This is a genomic window from Aquibaculum sediminis (assembly GCF_040712085.1).
GTDB lineage: Bacteria > Pseudomonadota > Alphaproteobacteria > Kiloniellales > DSM-21159 > Aquibaculum > Aquibaculum sediminis.
In genome coordinates this window covers 321,306-343,597 of record NZ_JBFCVK010000006.1, presented here as the reverse complement: position 1 = coordinate 343,597, position 22,292 = coordinate 321,306, and the positions used below count along the sequence as shown (strand labels likewise).

The window sequence follows — 22,292 nt, the reverse complement described above, 5'->3', positions numbered from 1 at the left end:
AAAGAACGCGTGATTTACTGTTGGTGTTCCTAATAACTAGGAAGGGCGCTTTTTGTTGATGCAGTGTCGACCTTGTTTGTCCGAGTTTTTCAACCAGCTTTCTTTTGGCACCATGGTTTGTCGATCTCAGACTCTGATTGGCGAGAGTTTGGAGAACTGAATTGGCAGGTGTGATGCGCGATCGAACAAAGGACTTTTCTAGCTCCGAACATGAAACAAACGGGGCAAAAGAAGGAGCATTGGGAAACGCAGTCGCAGAGAATGGAGGGGCGAATTTACAAGACCCTTCCGTAATAACGGCGCCACCAGGAGATCAAACTATCATTTCAACGTTTGATCGAGAGGATCTGTTGCTCAAGATAGAGAGATTGCAGCAGCAGTTGAAGAAGGAACGTATGGCGCGCGCCTCTTTGGAGCATCGCCTGGCACGAGAAGTTGCGTTCACTGAAAAGCGGATCAAGGCACATCTCTCGTACCGACTTGGCAGAGAGATTATTGCGAGTGGCCGCTCGCCGATTGCTTGGCTTCGATTGCCGTCTCGACTGATTCGCACATACGGCGACTTTAAGCGCAGGATGAGCGAACAGGCTCAACCGCGCGCAAAACCCGCATCTCGTGAACTTGTTGCAATCTACGAAGCGGGGGGAGCTCCTGCAGTTGTCGGCCACCTAAGTAAGGGTCAACGTTCGCTTACACAGGCGGAATTGGCTTGGGAGGCGGTGCGTGCCGGCCAAGCATTGGCACGAGCGGGTGTTGAGGGAGCGGAAATGACTCTCTCAGCAGAAGCAGTTCAGGTTGATCCCTCACCTCGCATACTTCGCGCACGCTTCTGGGCATGCCATCGGTCTGCAGATTATGCCTCAGCAAATGAAGTGGCGGAACGGCTATGGAAGATTGCAGGGGAGCAGGATCTTCATCCAGATGAGCGAAAGAAACTGGAACCGGTCTTTCGCCATCCCGTTCGCCAGCTTGCTATCTTAGACTTGGTGCGTGATACGCCGGACCATGTCATTGAGCCTGTCCAGCGCCGGGTGTGCTACGTGTTGCATAACAGCCTGCCTCACTCTTCAGGTGGATATGCAACGCGCTCGCATGGGCTTGCCTCGGCCCTAAAGCATTCAGGATGGGACGTTGTGGCCGTAACGCGGCCGGGCTTTCCATTTGATGTCACCTCTGACCTCACAATGGACCAGGTGAGCAGGGAAGATCGGGTCGACGGCATCAAGTACGTTCGGCTATTCGAGCCTTCTCGGCGTGAGTTGGCCCCCGCTCAGTACATCAGTTTGGCCGCTGACGCGATTGAAGGCGAACTGCGTCGTCAGCGTCCTGAGGTGGTGGTGGCCGCCTCCAATCATCTCACAGGTCTCCCGACGCTGATTGCAGCGAGACGATTGGGAATTCCGTTCTTCTACGAGGTGCGTGGCCTCTGGGAGATCACGCGCATGTCGCGCGAGCCAGGCTTTGCTAAGAACATTAACTTCTGGATTCAAAAGTCGCTAGAGGCCGCTGTTTCCAGTCATGCAAGCGGCGTTTTCACCCTCACTTATGCAATGCGTGAGGAGCTTCAGAACCGGGGCGTTCCCGGAGAGAAAATCACGCTTCTTCCCAACTCGTGCAATGCCGAACTGTTCTCACCTCGCGACAAGGACCAGGTTCTGCAGGAGCAGCTTGGTATTCCCCATGATGTTCCCGTCATAGGCTACATTGGCACCTTTGTGGGCTATGAAGGGCTTGATGATTTAGCACAGGCGGCGGGTCTGCTCAGACGCAGGGGTGTGCACTTTAGGCTTTTGCTTGTCGGAAATGAGGATGCGAGCGGAAAGGGGCGCGGAGAAATCACGCAGGCAATAGAGAAATGCGCGCGCCAGGAAGGCTTCCTGGACTGGTTGATAATGCCCGGCCGTGTGCCGCACGAGTTAGTGCCGAGCTATTACTCTTTGATCGATATAACGCCGTTTCCGCGCAAGCCCCTCCCGGTTTGCGAGATGGTATCGCCTATCAAGCCGTTGGAAGCGCTTGCAATGGAAAAGGCAGTGGTGGTGTCAAATGTGCGGGCCCTGGCAGAGATGATAAGGGATGAGGAAACAGGAGTACATTTCCAGAAAGGGGAGGTGACCGACCTTGCTGACAAGTTGCAGCGTTTGCTAGGCGATACTGAATATCGACAGAGACTGGGGCAAGAGGGTCGACGTTGGGTACAGGCGGAACGATCCTGGTCGGCTGCTGCGCAGCAGATGCAGAAAGCAATTACTGACAGTATTGACTATCATGCCATGTGACTATTTGGACGTTATTCCAAGAACGTAAGAGGAGACAATGCTTTCAAACGAAGCATCTAAAGGCTTTATGTTAGCCTCGTCATTTATTCCGGAATCGGCGATTACCGCCTTCCGGGGAATCGCTTATACTGATCAGCAAATTATTGTGGGGCCGAATGGTTTTAACGAGTATAAATATAAGCACAATATAGAAATTAACTCAATTAATGAGGGTAGGTTTTCGTTATTTGTTAGAGATGAAAGGGTATTTTGGGCAAAATGTGATAATACAGGGCAGGATATACTATATTACTATGCATCAGGGTCAAATTGGGCAGTATCTAACTCATTCTATATGCTAGCCTCGCACCTTGTCCGGCATGGCGTTAGTCTTAACGTAGATGAAGATTCTGTTAGATCGTTCTTTATAGACCACAATCTGGGACAGCAACTTGTAAGTCATCGCACGATGGTGCGTGAAATTAGAGTTTTGCCATTGGACCATGCAATAAACATTCGATTGAACTCGATTGGAGGTGGCGAATGTGCAACACTCGTTCGATGTTATAATGTTACTAACGCACCAGCCATTGATGTAGAATTGTACCGTCATTGCGTGCAGAATTACTGCATAAAATGGGCATCAAGGCTTCATTGTTTAGTAAGCCATTATAAAAATATGGAGTCTGTGGATTTGAGTGGCGGAGTAGATTCTCGCCTGAATCTTTCACTATTATCAGCCTCCGGTTATGATGTGAGCGAAATTAATATTTGCTCGAACGCTGCTCAGGTTCGGGATTACGAAGTTGCTCAGAAGGTGGTAAAGGCAGTGGGTGCAAGAATCCAGAATAAAAAGCTGCCATCTGCGATGCTTCCTGGGAGTAAAAGATACAATTTGTGGAAGCTGGGAAATTTAGGAATCTATTCTCCTGTTTATGGCAATTCTCGTGCGGATGCGGATAATTTTCTTCATTTGCACGGTGCTGGAGGAGGATGTTTTCGTCAAGTCTATCAAAAGAAACCAGAAGAAATAATTGATTCTATAAAAAGTAGATGCAGCGCAGGTGGAATGGGGAATTCTTTTTCTATACTATTGAGAGAAGCATTTAATGACATGCAGCATAGTATGTTATCGGATGATGCTATGATGCTTCATTATCGCTTTTTCCGGTCACGTTTTCACTTTGGACGAAACGCATATCGATCTTTTTCTAGTGTTCTTATAACGCCGCTCTCTTCGCCGGATCTAATGTTTGCAACGCGCTATCTATCTGATGAAGAGCGAAACAACAATCAATTGGCGTTAGATATTTTTCTTTTAACAAACCCGAAACTTGCAGAAATAGAATTTGATAGCAAAAGTAAAGAATTCACAAAAACAGCAAAGGAAAACTCCGTTTTCCACAAAGAAAACCAAATTAGATACGATAAACTTGATGAATATACTGTATATTCTGGAAAAAATGTAGCGAGATCGACTTTTGAACAAGGTGATGATGTTGATTTTATTTCATTTTTACGTGAGGATCTTGATCGTTTTTATGAGCCAGTGGTGAAAAGCAATTTAGTTGTAAGAAAGATAGCCGCAGAATCGATTAAGAAACTTGATACAAAAAATAGCTTAAGTAAGCGTGCAAGAGGTGCTGCCAGTATCATTAGCGCCGGAGAAGTGCTTAATCTTTGTGGGCAGTTATAAATGCGCCCCTTGAACGCGTTGTCAGCTCCTGTGCCAGCACTTAGGGACAATCTCAATGATCGCCGCGGCCGCCCGATTGATACTAGGCAGCCATCCTTCGCATATAAAATTCGAGAATCACAGGATGCCTGGAGACTTGCTCGGCAGATGAGGGTCGTAACGCCGCTTCAGGCTGTCGATCACAAGCTCGATGGGGCACGATTCGCTGATGCGCTAGGGGTTCGGCCACCCAAAATTCTTGGGGGGCCGGCCTCTCTCGCAGAATTAACACCTCCAGAGTGCGCTAGCTTCACGCTCAAGCCGCTGCGAGGGACCTCTGGAAAGGGTGTCTTGCTGCTGAAGCGCGAGAAGAGCGGTTTTCGAGATTTGCTGTCTAAAGCCCTTTATCCTACTTGGTCATCTGCTTGCGCAGCTTCGCAACGTTCTGTTAACCACAATGAAGAATTCTATATTGAAGAACTAGTATGTAATAACTCGGTGTCCGAAAGTTGCCCCGATGATTTTAAGTTCTATTGCTTTTATGGTGTTGTGGGGGTGATTTTACAAAAAAAACGGATAAATAATAAAAAATCATTATACAGATGGTTAAATTCTTCCTGGGAGGTAGTAAATACAGGGAGATATGTTAATAGGGTCGATTCAAATCTGCCAACACCTGAGAACAAAGGAAAGTTGTTACTGGCAGCAGAACGATTGTCTTCCTCTGTTCCTGTACCGTTTTTGCGCATTGATCTCTACGCTGATGATGAGGGTGCGGTTTTTGGTGAATTCACCCCCCATCCTGGTGGGTTTGATACCTTTTCAGAAAAATGGGATATCAAGCTTGGATCTTTGTACGAAGCGGCATCAGCGCGTCTGCAGATTGACCTCGTTCACTGCAGATTCGATCTGAATGCTTTTTGGTCACGATTTGGTCGTTCGCATGGTCCTTGATATGGCGACAACCGTTCTATAGCAGATGAACTCTTGCTCGGGGGCCTCGAAAACTGCGTGTGTGACCTCCCCGTGTCTGGCGGTCACCCCTCCACCCCCAAGCCCTCAAAGAACAGCTTCAAGATCGTTGCCTCCGCCGTTTCGAACATGGCCTCGCGGCCGAGGACGGCGCGGATTTGGCTGTCGAAGTCGGCGTAGTGCTGGGTGGTGGCCCAGATGGTGAAGAGGAGGTGGATCGGGTCCAGGGGCGTGAGGCGGCCCTGGTCCATCCAGCCTTGCAGCACCGCTGCCTTGCGCCGCACCTGGGCGCGCAAGCTTCGAACGCCACATTTCGGACTTGCTGGAACCGGTGCAAAAGGCATTGGAAGGCGCGCAGTTCGATCTTGGTTTTACCCGCCTTTCAGCCGAGGCCTGGCGCGAGGCCAGAAGCGTGTCCATCGACTATGCGATCATGGAACATGCCGACAATCTTTGGGTCATGCCCCACAGCGGCGAGTGGTCGGACCTGGGAGGCTGGCCAGCAGTCTGGCAGCAGGGTCGACAGGATCCCGATGGTAACGTCTGCAGTGCCCATGCCACCGCGATTGAATGCAAGAACAGCCTGTTACGCTCCGAGGATCCCCATCTGGAGTTGTCGGCATAGGCCTGGAAGGCGTCATAGCCGTAGCCATGCCCGATGCCGTTCTGGTGGCGTCACGCACGACAGCCAGGCGGTCAAGGAGGCGGTGGTGCGTCTATCCACGCGGCAGGCGACGGAGTTTCCGCGCGAGCATCGTCCCTGGGGCTGGTATGAGCCCCTGGCCCAAAGCGAACGCTTTCAGGTAAAGCGGATCGTGGTTCATCCTGGAGCGTCACTGTCCTTGCAGTCACACCACCATCGAAAGTTTCTCGCATAAATTTGCCTAATTGCACTCGGAGCCAGTTGTAAAGATATCATATGAAGAAATGTTTTAGGTTTCTGGTATGAGGAGATAGAAAAAAATTGAATGTACAATTGGATAAAAGGCACGCGGATATCTCTAATAATCTAATTAAAGATCTAAAATCATGGCTAAAAAAACTATGATGAGCAAAAATATATAGCAGTGCGAGTTTCGAGTGAATCTCGCTGAGGGATGGCCAGATGAGTGTGATGAACAGCAATGTAAGGTAGTGTTTCTACTTTTCGGTGAATTTGCAGGCGGAATGATTTGCGCTAATGATTCAGCTTGCTCAGACACGGAACATTCCGCGCATACCCAACTTATTAAGGCAGCCGAGTGCCGATCCTATCTCCTTGATGTTTATCATAGAGCGAAGGTCGATCGGATCGGATAGTCCCGTGGAAGGCTAACCCGTGTCGTCATCAATCCGAGAGGTCGAGCATTCCCATCCAGAGCCGGAAGAGGCAGCCCGCGCGCAGGAAGAGCGGGAAGCGCTCCGCGAGGAACTCCACCTCCTGAGGCAGCGGCTGCAGCAGGAGAGCGAGGCGCGTCAGGCGATCGAGGCCCGGTTCGTGCAGGAGATCGGCCGCGCCGAGGCGCGCACCAAGGGGCATCTCTCCTATCGCCTGGGGCAGGAGATCGTCAACTCGGGCGCCTCCCCTCTGCGCTGGCTGCATCTGCCCTACAGGCTCGGGCGGGCCTACAGCCAGTTTCGTCGCGACAAGAAGGAGGCCGGGGGGCCGCAAGGCGCTTCGGGCCGCTCGGCGGTGGCTGAAGCCAAGATGCGCTGGCAGGTCGGCCGCGTCTTTGACAAGGGCGGGGTGGCGCAGGCCCTGGCCCTTGCGGAACGCGAGGCGGAGAAGGGCAAAGGCACTGCTGCCGAGCTGCTGATCGCCTATGCCGGGGTGCTGCGTCCGCGCGACGGGCAGGCTGCCGACGAACTGATCCGCGCTGCCTATCGCGCCGAAAAGAGCAGCGTCACCCTGCGGGCGATGTACTGGGCCTGCACGCGTGCCGAGGATTTTCGCGCCGTCGGCGCCCTGATCCGCGAAATGGAGAGCTTCGCCGAGGAGCACCCCACATCGTCGCTGGTGGGCTGGCTCAATCAACTGCGGGAGAAGCCGGTCTATAACACCCGAGTGGTCGGGGAGGCGCTGGTTTCCGCACCGGCGCACACTGACTATGTCGACAAGCGGGTGGCCTACGTGCTGCACAACAGCCTGCCCTATTCCTCCGGGGGTTATGCCACCCGCGCCCATGGGCTGGCCACAGGCCTGCAGGAGCAAGGCTGGGAGGTGGTGGGCGTGCTGCGCCCCGGCTTTCCGAATGACCTCGACGTAACCCCCGATGAGCTGGATGACAGCTATGTGAAGAGCGTCGATGATATCCGCTACTGTTTCGCGGCGAGCCCGGCGCGCACCCACTATCCCAAGCAGGAATACATGCTGCTCGCGGCCGATCGGATTCAGCGCAGCCTCGAGGAACTGCGGCCGGAAATGGTTGTCGCCGCCTCGGCGCACCTCAGCGCCCTGCCGGCCTTGATTGCGGCACGCCGTCTGGGGATCCCCTTCGTCTACGAGGTGCGCGGCTTCTGGGAGATCACTCGTCTTTCCCGCAAGCCCAGCCGGGAAGGCACCATCTATCACAAGGTGGAATGCTTTCTCGAAGCCTTCGTGGCCGAGGAGGCGGACCTGGTCTTCACGCTCACCGAGGCCATGAAGGACGAACTGTTGGCCAGGGGCGTCACGACCGAGATCCGGCTGCTGCCCAACTCCTGCGACCCGTCGCGCTTCCAGCCGCTGGCGCGCGACCGCGAACTGGCCCAGCAGCTCGGCATCCCGGACGAGGTGCCGGTCATCGGTTACATCGGCACCTTCGTCGACTACGAGGGCCTCGAATACCTTGCCCAGGCCTGCGCGCAACTGCATGAGCGCGGCCGCGATTTCCGGCTGATGCTGGTGGGCAACGAGAACACCTCGGGCACCGATGTGGGCAGGATCACCCAGGAGATCCAGGAGACCGTGGCAGAGGCAGGCATTGCCGACAAGGTGCTCATGCCCGGCCGCGTACCGCACGAGATGGTGGAGAAATACTACTCGCTGGTGGATATAGTCGCTTTCCCCAGGCGCGCCTGGCCGGTGACGGAGATGGTCTCGCCCATGAAGCCGCTCGAGGCGCTCAGCATGGAAAAGGCCGTCGTGGCTTCGAACGTGAGGGCGCTCGCAGAGATGATCGATCACGGGCGAACGGGTCTGCTGTTTCAGAAGGAAGACGCGCAGGACCTGGCCACCAAGCTTGAATACCTCTTGGACAATCCGGAAGAGATGCGGCGGCTTGGGGCGGCGGGCAGGCAGTGGGTGATCGAGAACCGCCGCTGGGACGTCACGGCGCAGCAGATGGCCGAGGGCCTGGAAAGCCTGCGCGCTTCGGACGGCGGGCAGGTGGTGCATAAGGGGTAAACGGGCCGGAAATTGCGGTATCCTGTGTTTCTGCGCAGTTTGAGTATGTGATCTTATGACAGAGTTGGTTGTGCATATCGGGCTGCCGAAGACGGCGACCACGTTCTTGCAGCGGAAGGTGCTGCGGAAAAATCCGAGCGTCAGGATGTTCCACAAGAAGAATTCTCCGGAACTGATAAAGAAAGCCCAGAGTTTCTTGAGAAAAGGCTCCGGCGACATTTCTGATTTGGGACGTTATCTGGATGGCGATCGAGTTAATGTTCTTACGAACGAGAACATATCTCTGACCGACATGTCGTTCTGGTCGAATCGCGGGGCCTGCACGCCTGCGATCCTGGCAAACAATCTCAGGCGGCTGTCCAACCTGCTGTTCGGGCGCCCCGATGCCGTCAGGGCAATTCTGTCCATAAGGCGTCAGGACCGCTGGGTCGCCTCCCGCTACGCCCAGTCCGCCAGCAAGTTCGCCGAACCGGGTCAGCAGGATTTCGAGCGCCGGGTGCAGAAGGCGATCACGCGCCACTTCAGCACCAGAGGGGTTTGGATCGACTACGCCCATGTCATCGAGACACTGGAGAAGGCCTGCCCGAACGGCGTACTGGTCCTGATGCAGGAGGAACTGGAGCATGATCCTGTCGCATGGGCGCGGAAACTGGATGCGTTTCTGGGAACGAAAGAGTCTCTCGAGGTTGTTGAAAAGGAAACAAGCAAGGGTACTGAAAAATACTCCCTTTCAGTAAACGAGGATACATGGAAGCTTAAATTAGAGTCAAGCGTGTACATAACATTGCACGATAAAATAAAGAATAGTATTTTGCGTGAATACGCGGGATCAAATAAGAAATTGATGAGCAGAGATTTAGTATTTGATCATTATTATTGATATAAAATGACGACTCAGTGCCATGCGGCGCGCCTGGGTCGATTCTCGAGCCGCCTGGAGTGCTCTGTTCATGACGAGATGTTCAGCAGTTGTGCTTGACGGCATGCCTCTCCATCCCGCTGTGGAAACGGAGTACCTCCGATTTGCTTCAGTCTATCACGCGTCCGCACCGAACCTTTTGAACCGCAAGGACTATGCGCGTTGGAGCTATGTGCTGGAGCGGCTGCCCGAGGGTGTTTCGGTTCTCGATGTTGGAGTGGGGGCTGGGCAGTTCATCAGTGCTGCTAGCCGTTCCGGACGGTTCGGAACTGTAGAAGGATTGGATATAGCGAGGCATTCCCGGTTCCTGGCTCCAGAACCGAAACCGGTCAATGTAACCTATGCCAATGCTGAGAATATGCCGTTCAAGGATGACGCCTTCGACTACGTATTGGCGATGGAGATTATTGAGCATCTTGGTAACAACGCTATGCTACGCGTCCTGAAAGAAATAAGAAGAGTCGGAAGGTACGGGACTATAATTACCGTACCATATTGCGAAAAGAAGCCCTTACCAAAATATCACAAGCAGAGATTTAATATGAAGAAAATTAACGAACTGTTCCCTTCGGCAGCAGTCACCCTCTGCGTCGAAGAACGAAAAGCTCATTGGGCGTGCATAGAGGAAGGTTACTCTTAGGACAGATCTTGCAATTCAGATTGGTCACAATTCGGTTTAACAACGTCGTTATCCACTTCGCTATGGCGCTGCTTGAGCGCGGGGCGAAGAATCAGCGAGAAAGAAGCGCCCGGATCACACTGCCAATCGACAGTCTCTCAGGGAAGTTGCGCGGCCCCCGCCCGTTGAGCAGGTCGGTGTGCAATCGTGCAGTGGCCTCCTCATAGAGCCGGCCCAGACGCTCATCCCACTTTTGGTTGAACTTGAAGTAGCTGCCCGGGTGGGGGGGCACCTCTCCAAGTCGGACACCGTTCTTGCGCGTCAGATAGAAGTCGACCCGTACAAAGGGCAGGGGTATGGCGAGGGAGACTTGCCGTGCTGCTTCCATCAGCGCTGTCTGGCCCTCCTGGCTTGGCCGCTTACGGCCCGGGCTTATCCTGTACTTGCCGGTCCGAATGGGTCGCCACGCGGCATCGTACCAACGATATCGCGGCTTGTTGTCGACCATGCGCTTCTGGAGGATCAGAGCGACTTCACCATAGAAGGAGTAGAGCTTGTAGTCATCGCTTCGTATCAGCTCTTCGACCTGCAAGAGCTGCGTCTTCGACGGATAGGCTGCCAGGATCGACGGCCAGTCGGGAAGAGTTTCCTTGGTCCTGATATTTCTGAACCCGGTCTCTGTGCGACGAATCAACTGGACGCCCTTTCCGTTCGCGCCATGTATGGGCTTGATCACGAACTTGCTCTGGCGTGGCTCTTTCAGGTCGCCTTTGGTCGCAGGCCCCGCATAGAGCTTTGGCGGGCGAACCCCCGTTTGTCGGGCAATCTGGCGATGCGCACGCTTGTTGCTGATGAGCCGAACCGCATTTTCGACACCCTGTGATTTCAGGTAACGCGCGGAGGTTATGGACTCGCGAATCTTGTAGGTGAATGAGGCCCGCTTGGCGGGAAGGGAAAGCTTGCTCAGCGCATCCAGGTTTGCATGGCTTCTTTTCTTCTTCTCAGCCGTCATCGGCTTCCCCTCTGGAGGTCCACCTGCCCCTCCACCCCCAAGCCCTCAAAGAACAGCTTCAAGATCGTCGCCTCCGCCGTTTCGAACATGGCCTCGGTCATGGCTTCGCGGCCGAGGACGGCGCGGATTTGGCTGTCGAAGTCGGCGTAGTGCTGGGTGGTTGCCCAGATGGTGAAGAGGAGGTGGACCGGGTCCAGGGGCGTGAGGCGGCCCTGGTCCATCCAGCCTTGCAGCACCGCCGCCTTGCGCCGCACCTGGGCGCGCAGCTCCTGCTCCAGCTTGGGGCGCAGCAGCGGCGCGCCCTGCAGGATCTCCGAGAGGAAGAGCCGGCTGGCCTCGGGGTGGCTGCGCGAGAGCGCCAGCTTGCGCCGGACATAGCGGCGCACCTCCTCCTGCGGGTCGCCGGCGGCGTCCAGGGACTCCAGCGGCGCCAGCCACATGGTCAGCGTGCGCTCCAGCACCGCCACGTAGATGTCCTTCTTGCGCCGGTAGTAGTAGAGCAGGTTGGGCTTTGACATGCCGGCGCGCGCGGCGATTTGGTCGATGGTGCCGCCGCGGTAGCCGTAGCGCGAAAAGACCGCGAGTGCGGCGTCCAGAATGCGCTCCTCGTTGCCGACCTGGATGCGGGTGCGCTTCTTGGTGCGCGCCGCCCGCCCTGTGATGCGCGCCGCCGTCGGCAGCGGCGCCTGCTTCGTCACGCTCACGCGACCCCGGGCCCCTCTGGCTTCCCCATCGGCACCTGCAATTCCCCTACCACTCTCACAAGCCCCTCCGCTGCCTGATACCTTCCCCTAATGCGCGGGCGCTGTCGATTTCGCCACTGGCTCCTTGACCGCTCGCGCGCTGTCGTCCTAGGCTAATTTTGACCGATTGGTCAGGATCATGAGCCTACACGCAAGCGGGCCCCTGACCAAAGAACGAATTGGCCCCGCGCGCCGGAACCGGCGTCGGAGGGGGCAGCGTCGTAATGCAGAGGCCGAAGAAAAAGCAAGGCGGGCTGCAGCAATATAAGGCGGCGCTGGAGCGACAGGGTGGTACAAGGGTTGGCCGTGTCACGGCCGCCGTGGGAAGACGAGGGAGGGCTTATGGCCAAGCTCAAGGGTGGCCTGATTCAAATGGGCCTGAAGGCGAGCACCGACTCCACGCCGGAGGCGATTCGCCAGGCGATGCTGGACGCGCATCTGCCGCTGATCGAAGAGGCGGGGCGCCAGGGTGTGCAGGTGCTCTGCTTCCAGGAAGTCTTCACCCAGCCCTACTTCTGCCCGAGCCAGTCGGAGAAGTGGTACGCCGCCGCCGAGCGCATTCCCGACGGCCCGACCGTTACCCTGATGCAGGAGCTGGCGGCCAGGCACCGGATGGTGATCGTCGTTCCGATCTATGAGGAGGACATCACCGGCGTCTACTACAACACCGCCGCGGTGATCGACGCCGACGGGCGCTATCTCGGCAAGTACCGCAAGACCCACATTCCCCAGGTCGCCGGCTTCTGGGAGAAGTACTTCTTCAAGCCCGGCGCCTCGGGCTGGCCGGTCTTCGACACCGCCTACTGCCGCCTGGGCGTCTATATCTGCTACGATCGGCACTTTCCCGAGGGCTGGCGCGCGCTGGCGCTCAACGGCGCGGAGTACATCGTCAATCCCTCGGCCACGGTCGCGGGCGTGTCGGAGTATCTCTGGAAGCTGGAACAGCCGGCCGCGGCGGCGGCCAACGGCGTCTTCATCGGGGCGATCAACCGCGTGGGGCGCGAGGCGCCCTGGGACATCGGCGAGTTCTACGGCCAGTCCTACTTCGTCAATCCGCGCGGCGAGATCGAGGCCGAGGCCAGCCGCGACCAGGACGAACTGCTGGTGCACGAAATGGACCTCGCGCTGCTCAAGGAAATCCGCAACAAATGGCAGTTCTTCCGCGACCGCCGGCCGGAGACCTACGGCCCGCTGGCGGACGTGGGACGCTGACGGGAACGGCGCCGGGCTCGGCGCCAAAAAGGGCGACAGGCAGAAGGAAGGGATGACGATGGACGGCAACCTCGCGGGCAGCAATCTACGGATCAACGGCGACCGGCTCTGGGAGAGCCTGATGGAGATGGCCAAGATCGGCGCGACGGAGAAGGGCGGCAACTGCCGCCTGGCGCTGACCGATCTCGACAAGGACGGCCGCGATCTCTTCGTGCGCTGGTGTAAGGAGGCCGGCTGCACCATCCGCGTCGACAAGATGGGCAACATCTATGCCCGCCGCGCCGGGCGCAACGACTCCCTGGCCCCGGTGATGACCGGCAGCCACCTGGACACCCAGCCCACGGGCGGGCGCTTCGACGGCGTGCTGGGCGTGCTGGCGGGCCTCGAGGTGGTCCGCACCCTGAACGACCTCAACTACGAGACCGAGCGCCCCGTCGAGGTGCTGGTCTGGACCAATGAGGAGGGCTCGCGCTTCGCCCCGGCCATGATCTCGTCGGGCGTCTTCGCCGGCGCCTACGATCTGGAGTTCGGCCTGAGCCGCAAGGACCAGGAGGGCAAGACCATCGGCGAGGAGCTGCAGCGCATCGGCTACGCCGGCGAGGATCCGGTGGGCAAGGAGGTGCACGCCTTCTTCGAGTTGCACATCGAGCAGGGGCCGATCCTGGAGGCCGAGGAGAAGACCATCGGCGTGGTCACCGACGCCCAGGGCCAGCGCTGGTACGAAGTCACCATCACCGGCCAGGAATCCCACGCCGGCCCGACGCCGATGAACCGCCGCCGCGACGCGCTGCTCGGCGCCTCGCGCATCGTCGACCTGGTCAACCGCATCGGCCTGGAGCATGCGCCCTATGCCTGCGCCACGGTGGGCATGATGGACGTCTATCCCAACTCCCGGAACGTCATTCCGGGGCGGGTCTTCCTGACCATCGATTTCCGTCACCCCGAGGACGATGTGCTCACCGAGATGGATCGCAAGCTGCGCGCCGGCATCGACGAGATCACCGGCAAGATCGGCCTGGAGCAAGCGGTCGAGGAGATCTTCTACTACAAGCCGATCCACTTCGACGAGGACTGCATTGCCGCCGTGCGCGCCGCCACCGAGGAACTGGGCTACAGCCACCGCGACATGGTCTCCGGCGCCGGCCACGACGCCTGCTACATGTCGAAGGTGGCGCCGACCTCCATGGTCTTCGTGCCCTGCATCGACGGCATCAGCCACAACGAGGTGGAGGACGCCAAGCCCGAATGGGTGAGTGCCGGAACCGACGTCCTCCTGCGCGCCATGATGCAGCGCGCCGGCAAGGCGGACTAAGACCCGCGGGAGGCGGAACCGGGGTGCCGGCGGGCGGCCGCAAGTGCGGTCCGCCGGGCAAACAACAAGCAAGAATGCATAGCGACGAAGCAGGGTGGTAATGGCGCGTAACGGGGTGGAGCGGGCAGTTGATGTCCGCGATCTTTCACTGACCTTTCAAACGGCGGATGGCCCGGTCTACGCCTTGTCGCAAGTCAATCTGGAGGTGGAGGCCGGCGATTTCGTCTCCTTCATCGGCCCGTCGGGCTGCGGCAAGACCACCCTGATGCGTGTCATCGCCGACCTGGAACAGCCCACGGGCGGCAGCATCGCGGTCAACGGCGTCTCGCCGCAGGAGGCCCGCCTGGCGCGCGCCTACGGCTATGTCTTCCAGGCGCCAGCGCTCTACCCCTGGCGCAGCATCGAGCGCAACGTCGCCTTGCCGCTGGAGATCATGGGGCTGGGGCGCGAGGAGCGCCGCCAGCGGGCGCGCAAGTACCTCGAACTGGTCAACCTCACCGGCTTCGACAAGAAGTACCCCTGGCAGCTCTCCGGCGGGATGCAGCAGCGCGCCTCGATTGCGCGCGCGCTCTGCTTCGACCCCGACCTGCTGCTGATGGACGAGCCCTTCGGGGCGCTTGACGAGATCGTCCGCGATCACCTCAACGAACAGCTGCTGCAGCTCTGGGACAAGACCGGCAAGACGGTCGTCTTCGTCACCCACTCCATTCCCGAGGCGGTGTTCCTCTCCACCCACATCGTGGTCATGTCGCCGCGCCCGGGCCGGATCATCGACATCATCGAAAGCCCCTTGCCGCGCGAACGGCCGCTGGACATCCGGGAATCGCCGGAGTTCCTGGAGGTGGCTCAGCGCGTGCGAGAGGGGCTGCGGGCAGGGCACAGCTATGACGAGTGAGGTGGCGCACATCGAGCCGCTGCCCGCCGCCGCCCGGCCGGGCCTGCTGAGCGCCTTCTGGCAGGGGCGTACCGGCCCGGTGCTGGTGGTGGCGCTGGCCATGGTGGCGCTCTGGTACGCGGGCGCGGTCTGGCTCAATTCGCCCTGGCAGTACGACGTCTTCCAGCGCCAGGACGTGGAGTGGACCACGACCGATCTGGTGCGCGAGACCCTCAATCAGGATCGCCCCGTCCTGCCGGCGCCGCATCAGGTGCTGGCGGAGATGCGGAAAACCATCCTCGAGGTGGCGCCGGACTCCCGACGCAGCCTCGTCTACCACTCCTGGGTTACGCTTTCCTCGACGCTGTTGGGCTTCGTCACGGGGTCGCTGCTCGGCATCCTGCTGGCAGTGGGCATCGTCTATGTGAAGGCGCTGGAAAAGTCGCTCATGCCCTGGGTCATCGCCTCCCAGACCATCCCGATCCTGGCGATCGCGCCCATGGTCGTGGTGGTGCTGGGCTCCATCGGGCTGCGCGGCCTGATCCCCAAGGCGATCATCTCCACCTATCTCTCCTTCTTCCCCGTGACCATCGGCATGGTGAAGGGCCTGCGTTCGCCCGATCCGCTGCAGCTCGACCTGATGCGCACCTACAGCGCCAGCCGCTGGCAGACCTTCTGGAAGCTGCGCTGGCCCTCGTCCGTGCCCTTCCTCTTCACCAGTCTCAAGGTCGGCATCGCGATCTCGCTGGTGGGCGCCATCGTGGGCGAACTGCCCACCGGGGCGCAGGCCGGACTGGGGGCGCGCCTGCTGGCCGGCTCCTACTACGGGCAGACGGTGCAGATCTGGTCGGCACTCTTCACCGCCGCGTTCATCGCCGCGTTGCTGGTTGCGCTGGTGAGCCTGGTCGAGCGCCTGGTGCTCAAGCGCATGGGGGTTAAGCCATGATGGCCGGTCGCCTCCTCCCGTTGCTCGCCGGTCTTTTCACTCTGGTGGCACTTGCCTTTGCGCCCGGTGGGGAGGCGCGCTGGTTCGACGGCGGCGCCGGCAGCCTGCTGCTCGCCCTGGTGCCGGTCTTCCTGCTGCTGGCCTTCTGGCGGAGTGGGGGCAAGGCGCGGCGCGGCCTCGTCTATGTCATCGCGGGCGGTCTTGCCGTCTTCGGTCTGCTCAGCCTGCTGCAGGCCGGTGCCGCTGGCGCAGCGGGGCTCGGCTTCTGGCTCTATGGCCTGGGGGTCTGGGCCGCGGTCTGGCACGGCGTCGACTGCCTCTCCAAGGCCGAGCTGGCGGCCGCTGGCTGGCGGCGCGGGCGCGATCTCCTGGTGCCGACCTTGTTCGGTATCTGGTTGCTGGTGGTCTGGGAGCTGCTCTGCCGTGGTTTCGGCATCCCGCAGGTGCTGCTGCCCGCGCCCAGCGTGATCGGCGAGCGCATCGGCAACTCCTCGTCCATGCTCTGGGCCGACTTCCAGCAGACCTTCCTCAAGGCAGTCCTGATAGGCTATGCCATCGGCTGTGGCAGCGCCTTCCTCACCGCGATCCTGGTGGACCGCGTGCCCTTCCTGCGCCGCGGCCTGCTGCCCATGGGCAACCTGATCTCCGCGCTGCCCATCGTCGGCACGGCGCCGATCATGGTCATGTGGTTCGGTTTCGACTGGCATTCCAAGGCCGCCGTCGTGGTGATCATGACCTTCTTCCCCATGCTGGTGAACACCGTCATGGGGCTGTCGGCCAGCGGCCATCTGGAACGCGATCTCATGCGCTCCTACGCGGCCGGTTACTGGCAGACGCTCATCAAGCTGCGGTTGCCGATGGCCTTGCCCTTCATCTTCAATGCGCTGAAGATCAATTCCACCCTGGCGCTGATCGGCGCCATCGTGGCCGAGTTCTTCGGCACGCCGATCGTGGGCATGGGCTTTCGCATCTCGACTGAGGTCGGGCGCATGAACCTCGACACCGTCTGGGCGGAAATTGCAGTCGCTGCGGTGGCCGGTTCCGCCTTCTACGGGCTGGTCGCGCTGATCGAGCGCGGCCTCACGTCCTGGCATCCCTCCTATCGCCAAAGAAGTTGAGAAGGAACGCAACAACAAGGCTCGGAAGTGACCAGGGATAAGTTAGGGCTTCAAACAGGGAGATTGGCAATGAAGAAGAGCATTGGTTTGTTGAGCGGCATGGCCGTAGGCCTCACCGCATTGTCGGGGGTGGCGCTGGCCAATGATGAGGTGACCCTGCAGCTCAAGTGGGTGACCCAGGCGCAGTTCGGCGGCTACTACGCGGCGCTGGAGAATGGCTTCTATGAGGAGGAAGGCCTCGACGTCACCATCAATCCCGGCGGCCCGGACATCGGCCCGCCGCAGGTGATCGCCGGTGGCGGTGCCGATGTGATTGTCGACTGGATGCCCTCGGCACTGGCATCGCGCGAGCGCGGCGTGCCCCTGGTGAACATCGCCCAGCCTTTCAAGCAGTCGGGCATGATGCTCACCTGCCTCAAGGACACGGGCATCGAGGGGCCGGAGGATTTCCGCGGGCGCACGCTGGGCGTCTGGTTCTTCGGCAATGAGTATCCCTTCCTGGCCTGGATGTCTCATCTAGACATTCCCACCCAGGGCGGTGACGAGGGCGTGAACGTCCTCAAGCAGGGTTTCAATGTCGATCCCCTCCTGCAGCGCCAGGCCGATTGCATCTCCACCATGACCTACAATGAGTACGGCCAGGTGCTCGACGCCGGCATCACCGAGGATGAGCTGGTGGTCTTCAGGTACGAGGATCAGGGCGTGGCCCTGCTGGAAGACGGCCTCTACGTCATGGAAGAAAACCTCGAGGATCCGGAGTTCGTCGATCGCATGGCCCGCTTCGTGCGCGCCTCCATGAAGGGCTGGGAATGGGCCAAGGAGAACTCCGAGGAAGCGGCGATGATCGTGCTGGAGTATGATGAGACCGGCGCGCAGCAGGAGCATCATCAGATCCGGATGATGACCGAGGTCGCCAAGCTGACCGAGGGCTCCAACGGTACGCTGGACCCGGCCGACTATGAGCGCACGGTCGACATCCTGCTGGCCGGCGGCTCCGACCCGGTGATCACCGAGCGGCCGGACGGCGCCTGGACCCATGTGGTGACCGACGCGGCCTTCGGCGAGTAAGGGCCGAGACATAGACCGCTCCCCGGCGGATCGGCCGCCGGGGAGCCTTCAACATCTGACGACTGGGAGGATAGCATGGCCATCCATATCAAGGGCGGCACCCTCGTGACGGCGGAGAACGAGGTCCGGGGCGATCTCTTGATCGAAGGCGAGACGATCGTCGCCGTGGGTGAGAAGCTGGATGTGCCGGCCGGCGCGGAAACCATCGACGCCGGGGGCTGCTACGTGATGCCCGGCGGCATCGATCCGCACACCCACATGCAGCTGCCCTTCATGGGCACCGTCGCAAGCGAGGACTTCTTCACCGGCACCCGGGCGGCGCTGGCCGGCGGCACGACGATGATCATCGACTTCGTCATCCCCAGCCCGCAACAGCGCCTGATGGAGGCCTGGAAGCAGTGGCGCGAGTGGGCGGAAAAGGCCTGCGCCGACTATGCCTTCCACGTGGCGATCACCTGGTGGGACGAGAGCGTGCACGCAGATATGGGCACGCTGGCGAAGGAGCACGGCGTCAACTCCTTCAAGCACTTCATGGCCTACAAGAACGCCATCATGGCCGACGACGAGATCCTGGCCAATTCCTTCATGCGCTCGCTGGAACTCGGCGCCATTCCCACCGTGCATGCGGAGAACGGCGAACTGGTCTTCCGCCTGCAGCAGAAGCTGAGGGACATGGGGATCACCGGGCCCGAGGGCCATCCGATCTCACGCCCGCCCGAGGTGGAAGCCGAGGCGGCGCAGCGGGCCATCCGCATCGCCCAGGTCCTGGGTTCTTCGCTCTACGTGGTTCATGTCTCGGCCAAGGAGGCGATGGACTGCATCACTCACGCCCGGGCCAACGGCCAGCGGGTCTACGGCGAGGTGCTGGCGGGGCATCTCTTGATCGACGACAGTGTCTACCGCCATCCCGACTGGGACTATGCGGCGCACCACGTCATGAGCCCGCCCTTCCGCCCGAAGGAGAACCAGGAGGCGCTCTGGCGCGGCCTGCAGGGCGGCAGCCTGCAGACCACCGCCACCGATCACTGCTGCTTCTGCACCGACCAGAAGCGCGCCGGTCTGGAGGACTTCTCCCGCATTCCCAACGGCACCGGCGGGGTCGAGGACCGCATGGGCGTGCTCTGGCATGCCGGCGTCAACAGCGGCCGCCTGACCCCCAGCGAGTTCGTGGCCGTCACCTCGGCCAATGCCGCCAAGATCTTCAACATCTATCCGCGCAAGGGCTCGCTCTCGGTCGGGGCGGATGCCGATGTCGTGGTCTGGGATCCCAAGGCGACGCGCACCATCTCGGTCAAGACCCACCACCAGAACATCGACTTCAACATCTTCGAGGGCATGGAGGTGCAGGGTCTGAACCGGGTGACGCTCAGCCGCGGCGATCTGGTCTATCAGGACGGCGACCTGCGGGTGGAGAAGGGGCGTGGCCGCTATGTGGGGCGGCCCTGCTTTGCCCCCTATCACCAAGCGGTGCACACCCGCAACGAGGCGACCAAGCCCAGCGCGGTGGAACGAAAGAAGGCCGCTGCCGAGTAAGGTGTAGCTGTCTGGCCGCGGTGCGGGGCTGAGACCCCGCGCCCCGGCCGGCAGCCAGCCTTTCAATCAGCCTTTCGAAGTGGGGCCGCTGGCAGCCAGAGACTCGATGATCGGGCAGTCCGGCCGCCCGTCGCCGTGGCAGGTGTGCGCCAGGTGCTTGAGGGTCTCGGCCATCTCCTGCAGATCCTTGGCCTTGCGCTCCAGTTCGTCGACATGCTCCAGCGCCAGTCGCTTGACGTCGGCGCTGGCGCGTGAGCGGTCCTGCCACAGCGCCAGCAGCGTACCGATCTGATCCAGGGAAAAGCCAAGGTCCCGTGCCCTGCGGATGAAACGCAGGCTGTGCACCTCCGTGTCGCCATAGAGACGATAGCCCGCAGCGCTGCGCGTGGCGGGGGCAATCAGCCCAATGGACTCGTAATAGCGGATCATTTTCGCGGAGACCCCGGAGGCCCCGGCTGCAGCACCGATGTTCATCGCCTGTGCCTTCCTCCCTTGCGCGGCCGGCGCCGAGAGCGAGGCGCCTTGGCCGCCCGGTGCAATGTTGCTACAGAGCGGAGGTTTTGATCGCATCGCGTCCCGCTTCCAATTGAGCGCGATCAGCACGAGCGTAAGGCGGGTGAGGAAGGGAATCCATGGTCTACGTCTATCTCGCGTTCGCGATCCTGTTCGAGACCATCGGAACCACCTTCCTGCAAGCCTCGCAGCAGTTCTCGCGCCTCGTGCCGACGATCTTCGTCATCCTCTTCTACGCCGCCTCCTTCTACCTGCTATCGCTGGTGCTGAAGGTCATGCCGGTGGGCGTGGCCTATGCCGTGTGGAGCGGCCTTGGCATCGTCTTCATCACCGCCATCGGCTGGCTGGTCTTCCGCCAAACCCTCGACCTCCCCGCCGTCATCGGCATCGCCCTCATCATCACCGGCGTCCTGGTGGTGAACCTCTTCTCGAAGACCGTGGGGCATTGAGAACAGAGAAAGGGCCGCGGGGGATGCCCCGCGGCCCTTTGATATATCGGGTTGGTTAGACTTGAGACTTAGAAGTCCATGTCGCCCATGCCCGGGGCGCCGCCGGCGGCCTTCTTTGGCTCCGGCTTCTCGGCGACCATGGCCTCGGTGGTGATGAGCAGGCCGGCCACGGAGGAAGCGTCCTGCAGGGCCGTGCGCACGACCTTGGTCGGGTCGATGATGCCAGCCTTCACCAGGTTGGTGTAGTCGCCTGCCTGGGCGTCGAAGCCCCACTCGACGTCAGTGCTCTCCAGCAACTTGCCCGCGACCACCGAGCCGTCGAAGCCGGCGTTCTGGGCGATCTGACGCACCGGGGCCTGGATGGCACGGCGCACGATCTCCACACCCACCTTCTGATCGGCGTTGGCGACGGAGACCTTGTCCAGTGCCTTCAGCGCGTAAAGCAGCGCGGTGCCGCCGCCCGGGACGATGCCTTCCTCGACCGCCGCACGGGTCGCGTGCAGGGCGTCGTCGACACGGTCCTTCTTCTCCTTCACTTCGATCTCGGAGGCGCCGCCGACGCGGATCACCGCAACGCCGCCGGCGAGCTTCGCCAGCCGCTCCTGCAGCTTCTCACGGTCGTAGTCGGAGGTGGTCTCCTCGATCTGCGCCTTGATCTGGGCAACCCGGGCCTCGATTTCCTTCTTCTCACCAGCGCCATCGACGACGGTGGTGTCTTCCTTGGTGATCGAGACCTTCTTGGCGGTGCCGAGCATGTCGAGGGTGACATTCTCGAGGTTGATGCCCAGGTCTTCGCTGATCGCGGTGCCGCCGGTCAGGATGGCGATGTCCTGCAGCATGGCCTTGCGGCGATCGCCGAAGCCCGGCGCCTTCACGGCTGCGACCTTCAGGCCACCGCGCAGGCGGTTGACCACCAGGGTGGCCAGGGCCTCGCCCTCGACGTCCTCGGCGATGATCAGCAGCGGGCGCGAGGACTGAACCACCGCCTCGAGCACGGGCAGCAGCGCCTGGAGGTTCGAGAGCTTCTTCTCGTGGATCAGGATATAAGGGTCTTCCAGTTCGACACGCATCTTGTCGGTGTCGGTGCAGAAGTAGGGCGAGAGGTAGCCGCGGTCGAACTGCATGCCCTCGACGACCTCGAGTTCGGTCTCAAGGCTCTTGGCCTCCTCGACGGTGATGACACCCTCGTTGCCGACCTTCTGCATGGCCTCGGAGATCATTTCGCCGATGGTGCGGTCACCGTTGGCGGAGATGGTGCCGACCTGGGCGACTTCCCCCGGGTTGGAGATCTTGCGCGAACGGCTGCGCAGGTCCTCGACCACGGCGGCCACGGCGGCGTCGATGCCGCGCTTCAGGTCCATGGGGTTCATGCCCGCGGCCACCGACTTGGAGCCTTCGCGCACGATGGCCTGGGCCAGCACGGTCGCGGTCGTCGTGCCGTCGCCGGCCAGATCATTGGTCTTGGACGCAACCTCGCGCACCATCTGGGCGCCCATGTTTTCGAACTTGTCGGTGAGTTCGATCTCCTTGGCGACCGTCACACCGTCCTTGGTGATGCGCGGGGCGCCGAAGGACTTGTCGAGCACCACGTTGCGGCCCTTGGGGCCCAAGGTCACCTTCACTGCATCGGCCAGGATATCGACGCCGCGCAGCATGCGCTGGCGGGCATCCTGGGAAAACTTGACGTCTTTGGCTGCCATCTTTT

General features: G+C 60.1%; 21 protein-coding genes. 16 read left to right on the top strand and 5 right to left on the bottom strand.

Going from position 1 to position 22,292, the window contains the following annotated elements; genetic code table 11:
- Positions 1–170 precede the first annotated feature (170 nt).
- Genes ABZ720_RS12170 through ABZ720_RS12160 form a run of 3 tightly spaced genes read left to right on the top strand, consistent with a single transcriptional unit; the run spans position 171 to position 4,887 of the window.
- Positions 171–2,279, top strand: coding sequence for a glycosyltransferase family 4 protein (locus ABZ720_RS12170; RefSeq protein WP_366555805.1), 2,109 nt, complete (start codon positions 171–173; stop codon positions 2,277–2,279).
- A 37-nt stretch (positions 2,280–2,316) separates the two neighbouring features.
- Positions 2,317–3,954 carry a hypothetical protein gene (locus ABZ720_RS12165; protein WP_366555792.1) on the top strand — a complete coding sequence of 546 codons (1,638 nt, stop codon included), beginning with the start codon at positions 2,317–2,319 and terminating at the stop codon, positions 3,952–3,954.
- Positions 3,955–4,887: an ATP-grasp fold amidoligase family protein gene (locus ABZ720_RS12160; RefSeq protein ID WP_366555791.1), complete on the top strand. Its 933-nt coding sequence runs from the start codon at positions 3,955–3,957 to the stop codon at positions 4,885–4,887.
- Between the two features lie 83 nt (positions 4,888–4,970).
- Here ABZ720_RS12160 and ABZ720_RS12155 read toward each other — a convergent pair whose 3' ends face one another.
- Complete coding sequence (locus ABZ720_RS12155; RefSeq protein ID WP_366555790.1) at positions 4,971–5,201, bottom strand: TetR family transcriptional regulator C-terminal domain-containing protein; 231 nt, start codon at positions 5,199–5,201, stop codon at positions 4,971–4,973.
- A gap of 35 nt (positions 5,202–5,236) precedes the next feature.
- Between ABZ720_RS12155 and ABZ720_RS12150 the strand changes: the two genes are divergently transcribed.
- The 5 genes from ABZ720_RS12150 (at position 5,237) to ABZ720_RS12130 (ending at position 9,828) form a co-directional block, all read left to right on the top strand.
- Positions 5,237–5,530 (top strand): hypothetical protein, encoded by a 294-nt coding sequence (locus tag ABZ720_RS12150; protein WP_366555807.1) that lies wholly within the window; start codon positions 5,237–5,239, stop codon positions 5,528–5,530.
- Positions 5,439–5,783, top strand: coding sequence for a cupin domain-containing protein (locus ABZ720_RS12145; RefSeq protein ID WP_366555789.1), 345 nt, complete (start codon positions 5,439–5,441; stop codon positions 5,781–5,783). Before ABZ720_RS12150 ends, ABZ720_RS12145 begins: the two co-directional genes overlap by 92 nt.
- A gap of 440 nt (positions 5,784–6,223) precedes the next feature.
- Positions 6,224–8,269: a glycosyltransferase family 4 protein gene (locus ABZ720_RS12140; protein WP_366555788.1), complete on the top strand. Its 2,046-nt coding sequence runs from the start codon at positions 6,224–6,226 to the stop codon at positions 8,267–8,269.
- Between the two features lie 55 nt (positions 8,270–8,324).
- Positions 8,325–9,149, top strand: a complete 825-nt coding sequence (locus ABZ720_RS12135) for a sulfotransferase domain-containing protein (RefSeq protein ID WP_366555787.1) — start codon at positions 8,325–8,327, stop codon at positions 9,147–9,149.
- A gap of 22 nt (positions 9,150–9,171) precedes the next feature.
- On the top strand, positions 9,172–9,828 hold the full coding sequence (locus ABZ720_RS12130; RefSeq protein ID WP_366555786.1) for a class I SAM-dependent methyltransferase: 657 nt from the start codon (positions 9,172–9,174) through the stop codon (positions 9,826–9,828).
- A gap of 91 nt (positions 9,829–9,919) precedes the next feature.
- Here the strand turns inward: ABZ720_RS12130 and ABZ720_RS12125 are convergent, their stop codons facing one another.
- The gene (locus ABZ720_RS12125; protein ID WP_366555785.1) at positions 9,920–10,819 is read right to left on the bottom strand and encodes an ATP-grasp fold amidoligase family protein; all 900 of its coding nucleotides are present in this window, start codon (positions 10,817–10,819) and stop codon (positions 9,920–9,922) included.
- Complete coding sequence (locus tag ABZ720_RS12120) at positions 10,816–11,523, bottom strand: TetR family transcriptional regulator C-terminal domain-containing protein (protein ID WP_366555784.1); 708 nt, start codon at positions 11,521–11,523, stop codon at positions 10,816–10,818. Before ABZ720_RS12120 ends, ABZ720_RS12125 begins: the two co-directional genes overlap by 4 nt.
- 381 nt (positions 11,524–11,904) lie before the next feature.
- On the opposite strand from ABZ720_RS12120, the gene ABZ720_RS12115 reads away from it, so the two are divergent.
- The 7 genes from ABZ720_RS12115 (at position 11,905) to hydA (ending at position 19,625) form a co-directional block, all read left to right on the top strand.
- Complete coding sequence (locus tag ABZ720_RS12115; RefSeq protein ID WP_366555783.1) at positions 11,905–12,774, top strand: nitrilase-related carbon-nitrogen hydrolase; 870 nt, start codon at positions 11,905–11,907, stop codon at positions 12,772–12,774.
- Between the two features lie 58 nt (positions 12,775–12,832).
- On the top strand, positions 12,833–14,086 hold the full coding sequence (locus ABZ720_RS12110) for a Zn-dependent hydrolase (protein WP_438264097.1): 1,254 nt from the start codon (positions 12,833–12,835) through the stop codon (positions 14,084–14,086).
- A 100-nt stretch (positions 14,087–14,186) separates the two neighbouring features.
- Positions 14,187–14,981: an ABC transporter ATP-binding protein gene (locus ABZ720_RS12105; protein WP_366555781.1), complete on the top strand. Its 795-nt coding sequence runs from the start codon at positions 14,187–14,189 to the stop codon at positions 14,979–14,981.
- The gene (locus ABZ720_RS12100) at positions 14,971–15,906 is read left to right on the top strand and encodes an ABC transporter permease (RefSeq protein ID WP_366555780.1); all 936 of its coding nucleotides are present in this window, start codon (positions 14,971–14,973) and stop codon (positions 15,904–15,906) included. Before ABZ720_RS12105 ends, ABZ720_RS12100 begins: the two co-directional genes overlap by 11 nt.
- Positions 15,903–17,024 (top strand): ABC transporter permease, encoded by a 1,122-nt coding sequence (locus ABZ720_RS12095; RefSeq protein WP_366555779.1) that lies wholly within the window; start codon positions 15,903–15,905, stop codon positions 17,022–17,024. Before ABZ720_RS12100 ends, ABZ720_RS12095 begins: the two co-directional genes overlap by 4 nt.
- A gap of 69 nt (positions 17,025–17,093) precedes the next feature.
- On the top strand, positions 17,094–18,092 hold the full coding sequence (locus ABZ720_RS12090) for an ABC transporter substrate-binding protein (protein ID WP_366555778.1): 999 nt from the start codon (positions 17,094–17,096) through the stop codon (positions 18,090–18,092).
- A 75-nt stretch (positions 18,093–18,167) separates the two neighbouring features.
- Entirely contained in the window at positions 18,168–19,625 is a 1,458-nt protein-coding gene (gene hydA / locus ABZ720_RS12085; RefSeq protein ID WP_366555777.1) for a dihydropyrimidinase, read from the top strand.
- A gap of 66 nt (positions 19,626–19,691) precedes the next feature.
- On the opposite strand, the gene cueR is transcribed toward hydA, so the two are convergent.
- Positions 19,692–20,099: a Cu(I)-responsive transcriptional regulator gene (gene cueR / locus ABZ720_RS12080; protein ID WP_366555776.1), complete on the bottom strand. Its 408-nt coding sequence runs from the start codon at positions 20,097–20,099 to the stop codon at positions 19,692–19,694.
- Positions 20,100–20,257: 158 nt separating this feature from the next.
- Between cueR and ABZ720_RS12075 the strand changes: the two genes are divergently transcribed.
- Positions 20,258–20,587 carry a DMT family transporter gene (locus ABZ720_RS12075; RefSeq protein ID WP_366555775.1) on the top strand — a complete coding sequence of 110 codons (330 nt, stop codon included), beginning with the start codon at positions 20,258–20,260 and terminating at the stop codon, positions 20,585–20,587.
- A gap of 68 nt (positions 20,588–20,655) precedes the next feature.
- On the opposite strand, the gene groL is transcribed toward ABZ720_RS12075, so the two are convergent.
- Entirely contained in the window at positions 20,656–22,287 is a 1,632-nt protein-coding gene (gene groL / locus ABZ720_RS12070) for a chaperonin GroEL (RefSeq protein WP_366555774.1), read from the bottom strand.
- Positions 22,288–22,292 lie beyond the last annotated feature (5 nt).